Raw genomic sequence first — 11,335 nt, forward strand, 5'->3', positions numbered from 1 at the left:
CCATCATCACCATCGGCACCGAAGGATAGCGATTAAGGATGTCGGCGGAGGGCAGATGGGTTTCCGTGCACATCATCAGCAGGCCATCAACGCGCTTCTGCATCAGCGTTTCAAGGCTGCGATTCATGCGCTCTTCATCGCCTTCGGTATTGCACAGAATCAGGCTGTAGCCGCGTTCATAGCAGCTGTTCTCTACACCGCGCACCACTTCCGAGTAGAACGGGTTGCTGCTGGCGGTCAGTAACATGCCAATGGTGCGCGTTTGCTTGATCTTCAGGCTGCGCGCCAGCGCCGACGGCGCGTAGTTTAATTCGCGAATCGCCTGTTCCACTCTGTCGCGCACCTGTTCGCTAACAAAACGGTTGTTGTTGATAACGTGCGAAACGGTGGAGGTGGAGACGCCCGCCAGGCGGGCGACATCTTTCATGGTAGCCAAGCGCTTAACCCTGTTGCTGCAGGAATGCGTCAATCTCAGTGCGCCATGGCACTGAGGGCTGTGCGCCCGGGCGCGTCACGGCAATGGCTGCCGCCGCATGGGCAAAGCGAACCGCATCCTGCATCGCCACGCCTTCCAGCCGCGCGGTAATGAAGGCCCCGTTGAAGGTATCACCGGCAGCGATGGTATCCACCGCCTGCACGCTGAAGCCGGGAATACGCTGTCCCTGGCCCTGCTCGCTGAGCCATACGCCGCGCCGGCCCAGCGTAATCAATACGGTATCGATGCCTTTGGCGTGCAGCGCCTGGGCTGCCCGCGCCGCGTCGTCGTCGTCGTTGACGGCGATGCCGGTGAGGATTTCCGCTTCGGTTTCATTCGGCGTAATAATGTCGATCAGCGCCAGCAGCTCATCAGAGAGCTGGGTCGCCGGCGCCGGATTGAGGATCACCTGAGTGTGACTGGCGCGCGCGATGCGGGCCGCGGCCAGCACGCTGTCCAGCGGCGACTCCAGCTGCATCAGCAGCGCATCGGCCGAACGAATTACCTGCTGGTGGCGCTCCACACAGGCTGGCGTCAGCGCCGCGTTCGCGCCTGAGTAGATGCCAATGTTATTTTCGCCTTCGCCATTCACGAAGATCATCGCCACGCCGGTGGCTTCCTGCGCCACGGTTTCCACCGGAGCGGTATCAATCTGGTCCTGCTGCAGCTGCTGGCGAATACGTTCGCCGATGTCATCTGCACCCACGCAGGCAATAAAAGCAATGTCAGCGCCGGCACGGCCAGCCGCGACGGCCTGGTTGGCCCCTTTACCGCCAAAGGCAACCTGATACTGTTTCCCGATCACCGTTTCACCCGGACGGGGAAAATGGGCGAGGTTGAGGATGTGGTCGGCGTTGATGCTGCCGAGTACCGCCAGTTTTGCGCTTTTGCTCATAGGGAGTTATCCAAGAAGTTGCGCCACCGCGAGGGTGGCGCGTTGCCATGCTTTTCTTTGGGTTTTATTTAGTAACCAGTTTCAGGTCAACCGGGTTGATCGCCTGCACTTTTTCGCCCTTCAGAACTTTATCTGCGGTATCGACGCCAATCATACCAATCTTGTCTGGCATCTGTGCAACGGTCGCGCTGAGTTTACCGGATTCTACCGCCTTCACGCCGTCCGCGGTGCCGTCAAAGCCCACCACCAGCACGTCGGTTTTGCCTGCGGTCTGCAGCGCACGCAGCGCGCCCAGCGCCATTTCGTCGTTCTGGGCAAAAACTGCCTGCACGTCCGGATGCGCCTGCAGCAGGTTCTGCATCACGTTCAGACCTTTAGTACGGTCGAAGTCGGCCGGCTGGCTGGCCAGCACGTTGAATTTGTGTGCATCAGCGGCCTGCTTAAAGCCTTCACCACGCTCGCGGGCAGCGGAGGTGCCGGCAATGCCCTGCAGCTCGATGATTTTCGCACCGTCGCCCAGTTTCTTCGCGATGAAATCGCCGGCCATTTTGCCGCCGAAGCGGTTATCAGACGCCACGTGGCTGACAACTTTACCCTGCGCCGCCATACGGTCCAGCGTAATCACCGGGATGTTCGCCTGGTTAGCCATTTTCACGGCGTTACCGACCGCGTCAGAATCCGTTGGGTTGATCAGCAGCAGTTTGGTGCCGCGCACGGTGAGATCCTGCACGTTTGCCAGCTCTTTTGCCGGGTTGTTCTGTGAGTCGAGCACCACCAGGTTATAGCCCAGCTTATCGGCTTCTTTCTGTGCGCCATCTTTCAGCGACACAAAGAACGGGTTATTCAGGGTTGAGACCACCAGCGCAATCGTATCCTTAGCCATCGCGCCAGCACTGAGGGTGGCGCCAAGGATGACGGCCAATGCAGTTAACTTTTTCATTTCTTTAATCCTGTGTGAAGGTCAGAGTTACTTACTGCTTTTGTTATCCACCAGCACCGCCAGCAGAATGACGACGGCTTTGACAATCATCTGGTAGTAAGACGATACGCCCATCAGGTTGAGGCCGTTATTGAGGAAGCCGAGAATCAGCGCACCGATCAGCGTGCCCATAATGCGCCCTTTACCGCCCGCGAGGCTGGTCCCGCCCAGCACTACTGCGGCAATCGCATCCAGTTCATAACCGGTGCCCGCCGTCGGCTGCGCCGAAGAGAGACGCGCCACTTCGATGGTGCCCGCCAGTGCCGCCAGCAGGCCGCACAGCGAATAGACGATGACTTTAACGCGGTTAACGTTGATGCCGGACAGGCGCGTGGCCGCTTCGTTACCGCCCAGCGCATAGATATAGCGGCCGAGGCGGGTGTGATGCAGCATGTACCACGCCAGCGCGAACACCACTGCCATCAGCCATACCGGCGTCGGAATGCCCAGCGGACGGCCAATACCGAACCAGCCAAACAGATCGGCGTTATCGCTGAAGCCGGTATTGATCGGACTGCCGTTGGTGTAAACCATGGTGACGCCGCGCAGCAGCAGCATCATCACCAGCGTAGCGATAAACGCCTGCACCTTGCCGCGTGCCACAATCACACCGGTAATGGCACCAATAAAGGCACCGAGCGCCAGCGATGCCGCCACGGCCACCAGCGCATTGACTTCCAGCCCGACAATCGATGCCGCTACCGCGCCGGTCAGCGCCAGCAGCGAGCCGACCGAAAGGTCGATACCTGAGGTCAGAATCACCAGCGTCATGCCCACCGCCATGATGGCGTTGACCGACGTCTGCTGCAGGATGTTGAACATGTTGGGCAGCGTGAAGAAGTTCGGGCTCTGGCTGGCAACCACGGCGATCAGCACAATCAGCGCGATCAGCGATTTCTGCTCCAGCAGCCAGGCTTTGCTGAACCAGCGACGGCTGGCAGGTAAGGTTTGGGTACTCATACAACTAACTCCTCGCTGTGTTGCTTACCGACCGCCGCTGCCATCAGGGATTCCTGGGTAGCCTGCTCACGGGAAAATTCGCCACTCAGATGGCCTTCATGCATCACCAGAATGCGGTCGCTCATGCCCAGCACTTCCGGCATTTCCGACGACACCAGGATGATGCTCAGCCCTTCGGCTTTAAACTGGTTAATTAACTGATAGATCTCTTTTTTCGCCCCGACATCGACGCCGCGCGTCGGCTCGTCGAGGATCAGCACATCCGGGCGCGTCATCAGACCACGCGCAATCGCCACTTTTTGCTGATTACCGCCGGACAGCAGACCGATCGGCTGCATCATTGACGGCGTTTTCACATTGAACAGGCGGATAAAATCGCCCACCGCCAGCTGCTCTTCGGCGTGCTTCAGGCCGCCATCGGCGCGGCTGAAGTAGCGCAGCGCGGTCAGCGACATGTTCTCTTTGACCGACATCCCGAGCACCAGCCCGTCACGCTTACGGTCTTCCGAGATATAGACGATGCCGTTGGCCAGGCCGTCCTGCGGCGAGCGGGTGACAATCTCGCGGCCGTTAAGCGTCACTTTGCCGTGCGTACGCGGCAGCGCGCCGTACAGCACCTTCATTAATTCGGTGCGGCCCGCGCCCATCAGACCGGAAATGCCCAGAATCTCGCCCTTACGCAGGGTAAAGCTGACATCTTCTACGCCCGGTCCGCTAACGTGCTCGACCCGCAGCCGCACCTCGCCCGGTGTCTGATCGAGATGCGGATACTGATCCTCAAGCTTGCGGCCAACCATCATTTCGATCAGGCCCTCTTCGCTCAGATCGTTTACCGCGCGCTCGGCAATAAACTGGCCGTCGCGGAACACGGTGACGTCATCGCAAATCTCAAAGATCTCTTTCATGCGGTGGGAGATATAAACAATGCCGCAGCCCTGCGCTTTCAGCTCATTGATGACGCGGAACAGCGACAGGGTTTCGGTATCGGTCAGCGCATCGGTCGGTTCATCCATAATGATGACCTGCGACTCGAAGCTGAGCACTTTGGCGATCTCCACCATTTGCTGGTCGCCAATCGACAGATCGCCCACCAGCTTGTGGCTGCTGAAGCGCAGATTGAGGCGCTTTAACAGCGCATCCGCCGCGGCATACATCTGTTTCCAGTCGATGCGGCCAAAGCGGTTAACGAATTCACGGCCGAGGAAAATATTCTCCGCGACGGTCAGCTGCGGGATCAGGTTCAGCTCCTGATGGATGATGCCGATGCCGGCTTCCTGAGACGCTTTCGGCCCGGAGAACGTCACTTCTTTGCCCAGCCAGTGCAGCGAACCGGCGTCCATACTGTAGATGCCGGTCAGCACCTTCATCATGGTGGATTTGCCCGCGCCGTTTTCTCCGACCAGCGCCATCACGCGCCCGGGATAGACCGCCAGCGACGCGCCGTTGAGCGCCTTCACGCCGGGAAATGATTTTTCAATTCCCCTGAGTTGCAATAACGGTTGCATAGCGGCCTCAGAAAGTGACGCCCGCGCTCAGGATGACATTCGCATACGGAGAGCACTCTCCGCTGCGAATGACCGCCTGACTGCGCTGAGTGTGTTGTTTGAACTGTTCATGGCTGGTGTAACGAACGCTAATCACATTCCCCTGGTGCTGTTGCAAGGCTTCGAGCACGGCGATCAGCTGGCTGTGGAGTTGCGGATTGTGTTGTTGGATCTCCTCCGCTATCAGGGCGCTCTCAACCTGCATCTCCTGCGTGATGACCTCCACCACCTGTAAAAATTCGGGCGTACCGGGCGTCAGCGCCAGATCGATGCGCTGTGGACCGGCCGGAATCGGCAAGCCCGCATCGGCAATCGTCAGCGTATCGGTATGCCCGAGGCGGGCAATCACATGAGAGACTTCAGCGTTTAACAGGCGACCTTTTTTCATTTATTCCACTCCACAGCGAAACGTTTCGCTGTCTGGCAGTGTATTAAATGTACATGGCAACTCAATGACGGCATCACGGAAATGTGATCGCCATCGAAACGTTTCGCCTGGGCCGGGGAAAATTTGAGTTTGGCGGGATGGCGGAGCCCACGACGTGGCTCCGCAGGGGAGGTTACGGCAGTTTACGCACCTGTTTAACGTCCAGTTCAATCGAATTGAAATCCTTATCCAGTTCGCCGGTCAACTCGACCTGATCCTTCGGCGTAATGGTCTGGCCGTTCCAGCGTTTGTGGTCGATCTCCACTTTCATGCTGCCGCTGCTGTCGCGGAACAGATAATCTTCATCGCCGATCTGCTTATCAAGCTGGCCGCGCACGGTGATCCAGCTGTCATCCTTCATCTCTTCGGCCTGTTTTACCGTCACCACACTGCTGTTATCGGCCTTAAAACCGCCGGCTTTAGCCTGAGCGGCTGGCGCGTTCGGGTCGACAAAGCCACCCTGCTGGGCGGCTAACACCGGGGTTGCCGCCAGGGCGATAATGGCGAATAGCGCTGCACTCTTTTTCATTTTTCACCTCATTTCCATGTCTGTGCGGATTACGGGAGCTATTTCACCACAGGGTTCTTAACAGGATCTTAAGGGAAAAAAAGAGGGGAAAAATAAGCCAAAACGGGCGAATGACGCTGTACAAGCGCGCATCTGCTTCGTATAAACCCCCAGATAACCGGGAGAAACGCATGCGCATTTTATTAATTGAAGACGATACGCTGATTGGCGATGGCCTGAAGGTCGGCCTGACCAAACTGGGTTTCAGCGTCGACTGGTTTGTCAGCGGCGAAGCCGGATTTCAGGCGCTCAACGCGGCGCCATGGGATGCCGTGGTGCTGGATCTGTCGCTGCCGCAACGTGACGGGCTGGACATCCTGCGCCAGTGGCGTGAGCAGGGCGCGGATGTCCCGGTGCTGATCCTCACCGCACGCGATGCGCTGGACCAGCGCGTGCAGGGCCTGCAACTCGGTGCCGATGACTATCTGTGTAAGCCGTTTGCGCTGACGGAGGTGGCCGCGCGTCTGCAGGCGCTGATTCGTCGCCGTCACGGTCAGCTGCAGCCGGAGCTGCGTCACGGCAGGCTGGTGATGGCTCCCGGCAGCCACAGCGTGATGGTCGATGGCGAACCGCTCAGCCTGAAAAGCCGTGAGCTGGCGCTGCTGGAGCTGTTCCTGCGCAATCCCGGTCGCGTACTGACGCGCGCACAGCTGGAGGAGAAACTGTACAGCTGGGACGACGACGTTTCCAGTAATGCGGTCGAAGTGCACATCCACCATCTGCGTAAAAAGCTCGGCAGTCAGTTCATCCGCACCGTACACGGCATTGGCTACACGCTGGGAGCGGCAGAATGAGTCTGTTTCTGCGACTGGCCATCGGCTTTCTGCTGTTAATTATTCTGTGTGGTGCCAGCGCCACCTTTAGCGCATGGCAGCAGACGCGCGACACCGTTAATGAGCTGTTTGATACCCAGCAGATGCTGTTCGCCAAACGCCTGCTGGCGCTGGATGCCAGTCGCCTGCAGGCCGCCTCGCTGCCAAAAACCAAAGCGATTTTGCGCCACCATCGCGGCGATCAGGATGACGACGCGCTGGCCTTTGCGGTGTTCAGCGCCGACGGCAAACCGCTGCTGAACGACGGCGAAAACGGCCGCGATTTGCCGTTTACCGCGGATCGCGACGGCTTCCACGATGGTCGCCTGCGTGGCGATGACGATCGCTGGCGGCTGCTGTGGCTGACCTCAGCCGACAAGCAGTGGCGCGTGGTGGTCGGACAGGAGTGGGAATATCGCGATGATATGACACGCGATCTGGCACTGAGCAGCCTGCTGCCGTGGCTGGTGGCCATGCCGCTGATGTTGCTGTTGCTGCTGGCGCTGGTGTGGTTTGAGCTGCGTCCGCTGAAACGCCTGACTGCATCGCTGCAGCAGCGCGTGCCGGATGATGCCACCCCGCTGACGCCGCAGCGCCTGCCGCTGGAGGTGAAGCCGCTGGTGGCGGCGCTGAATGGCCTGTTCGCCCGCATGGCGCAGCTGGTCCAGCGCGAACGGCGCTTTACCTCCGATGCGGCGCACGAGCTGCGCAGTCCGCTGGCGGCGCTGCGCGTGCAGAGTGAGGTGATTCAGCTGGCCGGCGATGACGAGGCGATGCGCAACCATGCGCTGCAGCAGCTCGACAGCGGCATCCTGCGTGCCACGCGGCTGGTCGATCAGCTACTGACGCTGTCGCGCGTCGAAGCGGACGATCTGCGCAGCGAATTTCAGCCGGTGCCCCTCGCGCCGCTGCTGCACCAGCTGGTGACTGAACACCAGGCACAGGCGGCAGCGCAGCATACCAGGCTGACGCTGACGGCTGACGCGGAACCGGTGATGAACGGTCATCCACTGCTGCTGGGTTTACTGCTGCGCAATCTGCTGGATAACGCGCTGCGCTACACGCCGTCCGGCAGTGAGATTCAGCTGCGGCTCAGCGCGCGCAGGCTGGAGATCGCGGATAACGGACCGGGCGTCAGCGCAGAGCAGCTGGCGCGGCTGGGCGAACGCTTCTGGCGACCGCCGGGGCAGGCGCAAACCGGCAGCGGGCTTGGCTTGTCGATTGTGAAAAATGTGGCTCAGCTGCACGGCATCCGGCTGACCTTCAGCGCGGTGCAGCCGCAGGGGCTGCGCGTCACCCTCAGCTGGTGACGCGCGATGCGTCAGATTTCGACCTGAGTACCGAGCTCGATTACCCGGTTAGGCGGAATTTCAAACTGATCCGGCGCGCGCAGGGCGTTGCGCTGCAGCGCAAGGAACAGCTTGCCGCGCAGACGCAGATACCACGGGCGTTTGCCGATGATCAGCGACTCGTGTGACATAAAGAACGAGGTTTCCATCATGCGGCAGTTGAGCCCTTCGAGGCCGCAGCGGTGGAAAATCTCCTCGACGTTCGGCGTTTCGCGCCAGCCGTAGCTTGCCACCACGCGCCAGAAGGTGGGCGACAGCTGCTCAATGGTCACGCGACGCACGTTGTGCACATAAGGCGCATCTTCGGTACGCAGCGTCAGCAGCACCACGCGCTCGTGCAGCACCTTGTTGTGCTTCAGGTTATGCAGCATGGCAAAGGGGATGACATTGAGCGCCCGCGACATGTAGACCGCCGTGCCCGGCACGCGCACCGGCGGCGACTTCTCCAGCGAGGCGATCATCGCCTCCAGCGAATTGCCATGCTCATGCATACGACGCAGCAGGCGGAAGCGCTCGCTCTTCCACGTGGTCATCACGATAAACATCATCAGTGCTAGCGTCAGCGGCAGCCAGCCGCCGGAGAATACTTTGACCAGGTTGGCGGAGAACAGCGAAACGTCGATGCACAGCATCGCGATGAGAATCAGCACCACCAGATAGCGATTCCAGTGCCAGTTCTGAATCGCCACCGTTGAACACAGAATGGCGGTCAGCACCATGGTACCGGTCACCGCGATCCCGTAGGCGGCCGCCAGATTGCTGGAGTGCTCAAAGCCGACGATTACAATCACCACAGAGAAATAGAGCAGCCAGTTGATCACCGGAATATAAATCTGGCCGGATTCCTCTTCGGACGTGTGCACGATGCGCATCGGCGGCAGATAGCCAAGACGCACCGCCTGGCGCGTCAGCGAGAATACGCCGGAGATCACCGCCTGCGAGGCGATCACCGTGGCCAGCGTCGCGAGAATCAGCATCGGAATCAGCGCCCAGTCCGGCGCCAGCAGGAAGAACGGGTTTTTGATGGCCTCCGGATGCTCCAGCAGCAGCGCGCCCTGGCCGAAATAGTTGAGCACCAGCGACGGCAGCACCACCACAAACCATGCCAGGCGAATCGGAAACTTACCAAAGTGGCCCATATCGGCATACAGCGCTTCAACGCCGGTGATCGCCAGCACCACCGCGCCCAGCGCGAAGAACGATACCGTTTTGTACTGAATAAAGAAGTGCAGCGCCCAGTACGGGTTCATGGCATGCAGCACCTCAGGATTATTGATGATACTGCGCGCGCCCAGCACCGCCAGGATGATGAACCACAGCAGCATCACCGGCGCAAACAGCTTACCGACAATGCCGGTGCCGTGTTTCTGAATCACAAACAGCAGCGTCAGTACCGCAATCGCCAGCGGCACAATGTAGCTATCGAGGCTCGGCGCGGCGATCTCCAGCCCTTCGATGGCCGAAAGCACAGATACCGCCGGCGTGATCACCACTTCCCCGTAGAAGAAGCTGCCGCCAATCAGCCCCATGATCACCAGAATCGCCGTGGCGCGCGCGCCAGTGTTGCGGCCCGCCAGTGACATCAGCGTCAGGATCCCGCCTTCACCGGCGTTGTCGGCGCGCATCACATAACTGATGTATTTAAGCGAAACCACCAGAATCAGCAGCCAGAAGATCAGCGACAGAAAGCCAAACACCGCCTCGCGTTCCACGCCAAAGCCGAACTGACCAGAGAGACACTCGCGCAGGGTATAGAGCGGGCTGGTGCCGATATCGCCATACACCACGCCGATCGCCGCCAGAGTGACTGCGCCAAGGGACTGTTTCTTATCCGAGCTCATAAGTTGTCTTTTGTTGGAGCCGCGCAGGCCTCAGCCCGGCGCTCAGATCATCAAAAAGCGCACAGTATGCACATATTCCCGAAAAAACCTACTTTTACCGTCTGGCATTACGCCGCCTGTGCAGCGTTTTTTCGCCGAAAATCGGCGCGAAATGCGCTGAAAACCCGCGATTTGCCTCACCTCAACCTTCTGAAACAAAAAAGCTGACGGCTATCAACGCTTTCACGCATGATAAACAGTAGAGTATTGCGCTCGCCAGAATATGACGGCACCAGGATCAGAAGGACAATGATGTGATTATGGCTCAACCCCATCTTTTGGCAGAAAGAATTTCTCGCCTCAGCAATGCCCTGGAGAAAGGGCTGTATGAACGGCATCATGCCATTCGTCTCTGCCTGCTGGCAGCGCTGAGCGGCGAAAGCGTGTTTCTGCTTGGGCCACCGGGCATCGCCAAGAGCCTGATTGCCCGCCGCCTGAAATACGCCTTCCAGCACGCCCGTGCCTTTGAATACCTGATGACCCGATTTTCCACGCCTGAAGAGGTGTTTGGCCCGCTGTCGATTCAGGCGCTGAAAGATGAAGGCCGCTACCAGCGTCTGACCAAAGGCTATCTGCCGGATGCCGAAATTGTCTTCCTTGATGAGATCTGGAAAGCCGGTCCGGCGATTCTCAATACGCTGCTCACTGCCATCAACGAACGTCGCTTCCGCAACGGCGACAGCGAAGAGCCGATCCCGATGCGCCTGCTGGTCACCGCCTCCAACGAACTGCCAGAAGCCGACAGCGGTCTGGAAGCGCTGTACGACCGTATGCTGATCCGGCTGTGGCTCGACAACGTGCATGAAAAGCAGAACTTCCGCAGCATGCTGACCCACCAGCAGGATGAAAACGCCAACCCGGTGGCGGAATCGCTGTGCATCAGCGATGAAGAGTATCAGCAGTGGCAGAAAGGCATCAGCCAGGTCAGCCTGCCCGATCATGTGTTTGAACTGATCTATCAGCTGCGCCAGCAGCTGGAGAACCTGCCAGAGGCGCCGTATATCTCCGATCGCCGCTGGAAAAAAGCCATCCATCTGCTGCAGGCCAGCGCGTTTTACAGCGGCCGCGTGGCGATTGCCCCGCTTGATCTGATCCTGCTGAAAGATTGCCTGTGGCACGACGTGGCGTCGATGCAGCTGCTGGATCGTGAAATTGATGCGCTGATGACGCAGCACGCGTGGCAGCAGCAGGCGATGCTGCACACGCTGCAGCAGATCAAAGCGCGCCGGCTGGCGCTGCAACAGCAGCAGAGCGTGGCGCAGGCGCTGACGCTGGAGAAGCACAGCGGCATGTTCAGCCGCAAACCGCACTATGAATTACCGGCCTCGATCACGGACGAACAGCTGACTCTGATGCTGCAGCAGCCGCTGACGCTGCACGACATGCAGGTCACGCACGTGGTGGTGGCACGCGATGCGCTCAATCAGTGGCTGCTGAAGGCGGGCG

Annotated in this window: 11 protein-coding genes; 3 read left to right on the forward strand and 8 right to left on the reverse strand. The window is 59.5% G+C overall.

Annotated features, from left to right (window positions below; translation table 11 throughout):
- From ERD80_RS19400 to ERD80_RS19430, 7 genes are all read right to left on the reverse strand, one after another.
- A partial coding sequence (locus ERD80_RS19400; RefSeq protein WP_136548161.1) for a LacI family DNA-binding transcriptional regulator occupies positions 1-427 on the reverse strand: 427 nt, incomplete at its 3' end.
- A 13-nt stretch (positions 428-440) separates the two neighbouring features.
- Entirely contained in the window at positions 441-1,370 is a 930-nt protein-coding gene (gene rbsK / locus ERD80_RS19405) for a ribokinase (protein WP_058770712.1), read from the reverse strand.
- A 64-nt stretch (positions 1,371-1,434) separates the two neighbouring features.
- Complete coding sequence (gene rbsB / locus ERD80_RS19410; RefSeq protein WP_021508171.1) at positions 1,435-2,310, reverse strand: ribose ABC transporter substrate-binding protein RbsB; 876 nt, start codon at positions 2,308-2,310, stop codon at positions 1,435-1,437.
- Between the two features lie 27 nt (positions 2,311-2,337).
- The gene (gene rbsC, locus ERD80_RS19415; RefSeq protein WP_021508172.1) at positions 2,338-3,309 is read right to left on the reverse strand and encodes a ribose ABC transporter permease; all 972 of its coding nucleotides are present in this window, start codon (positions 3,307-3,309) and stop codon (positions 2,338-2,340) included.
- Positions 3,306-4,814: a ribose ABC transporter ATP-binding protein RbsA gene (gene rbsA, locus ERD80_RS19420; RefSeq protein WP_058781859.1), complete on the reverse strand. Its 1,509-nt coding sequence runs from the start codon at positions 4,812-4,814 to the stop codon at positions 3,306-3,308. The genes rbsC and rbsA overlap by 4 nt, the downstream gene beginning before the upstream one ends.
- Before the next feature lie 7 nt (positions 4,815-4,821).
- Entirely contained in the window at positions 4,822-5,241 is a 420-nt protein-coding gene (gene rbsD, locus ERD80_RS19425) for a D-ribose pyranase (protein ID WP_136548155.1), read from the reverse strand.
- Between the two features lie 172 nt (positions 5,242-5,413).
- A complete protein-coding gene (locus ERD80_RS19430) occupies positions 5,414-5,809 on the reverse strand; it encodes a NirD/YgiW/YdeI family stress tolerance protein (RefSeq protein WP_058758226.1) in 396 nt (131 codons plus the stop codon).
- A 170-nt stretch (positions 5,810-5,979) separates the two neighbouring features.
- On the opposite strand from ERD80_RS19430, the gene qseB reads away from it, so the two are divergent.
- Both qseB and qseC read left to right on the forward strand, forming a co-directional pair.
- Positions 5,980-6,642 carry a quorum sensing response regulator transcription factor QseB gene (gene qseB, locus ERD80_RS19435; RefSeq protein ID WP_021508175.1) on the forward strand — a complete coding sequence of 221 codons (663 nt, stop codon included), beginning with the start codon at positions 5,980-5,982 and terminating at the stop codon, positions 6,640-6,642.
- Positions 6,639-7,970, forward strand: coding sequence for a quorum sensing histidine kinase QseC (gene qseC / locus ERD80_RS19440; protein WP_136548157.1), 1,332 nt, complete (start codon positions 6,639-6,641; stop codon positions 7,968-7,970). Before qseB ends, qseC begins: the two co-directional genes overlap by 4 nt.
- An 11-nt stretch (positions 7,971-7,981) precedes the next feature.
- Here the strand turns inward: qseC and kup are convergent, their stop codons facing one another.
- Positions 7,982-9,850, reverse strand: a complete 1,869-nt coding sequence (gene kup / locus ERD80_RS19445; RefSeq protein WP_021508177.1) for a low affinity potassium transporter Kup — start codon at positions 9,848-9,850, stop codon at positions 7,982-7,984.
- 299 nt (positions 9,851-10,149) lie between these two features.
- Here kup and ravA point away from each other — a divergent pair.
- Positions 10,150-11,335: ATPase RavA (gene ravA, locus ERD80_RS19450; protein WP_136548159.1), on the forward strand; the 1,186-nt coding region annotated here is incomplete at its 3' end.

This window comes from Pantoea sp. R102 (genome assembly GCF_004916815.1).
Classification (GTDB): domain Bacteria; phylum Pseudomonadota; class Gammaproteobacteria; order Enterobacterales; family Enterobacteriaceae; genus Pantoea; species Pantoea dispersa.

Bases quoted from the DNA above. Each gene is read 5' to 3' on its own strand.
- rbsA (WP_058781859.1), bottom strand. From the start codon at position 4,814: ATGCAACCGTTATTGCAACTCAGGGGAATTGAAAAATCATTTCCCGGC.
- qseB (WP_021508175.1), top strand. From the start codon at position 5,980: ATGCGCATTTTATTAATTGAAGACGATACGCTGATTGGCGATGGCCTG.
- ERD80_RS19430 (WP_058758226.1), bottom strand. From the start codon at position 5,809: ATGAAAAAGAGTGCAGCGCTATTCGCCATTATCGCCCTGGCGGCAACC.
- rbsK (WP_058770712.1), bottom strand. From the start codon at position 1,370: ATGAGCAAAAGCGCAAAACTGGCGGTACTCGGCAGCATCAACGCCGAC.
- rbsC (WP_021508172.1), bottom strand. From the start codon at position 3,309: ATGAGTACCCAAACCTTACCTGCCAGCCGTCGCTGGTTCAGCAAAGCC.
- rbsB (WP_021508171.1), bottom strand. From the start codon at position 2,310: ATGAAAAAGTTAACTGCATTGGCCGTCATCCTTGGCGCCACCCTCAGT.
- kup (WP_021508177.1), bottom strand. From the start codon at position 9,850: ATGAGCTCGGATAAGAAACAGTCCCTTGGCGCAGTCACTCTGGCGGCG.
- rbsD (WP_136548155.1), bottom strand. From the start codon at position 5,241: ATGAAAAAAGGTCGCCTGTTAAACGCTGAAGTCTCTCATGTGATTGCC.
- qseC (WP_136548157.1), top strand. From the start codon at position 6,639: ATGAGTCTGTTTCTGCGACTGGCCATCGGCTTTCTGCTGTTAATTATT.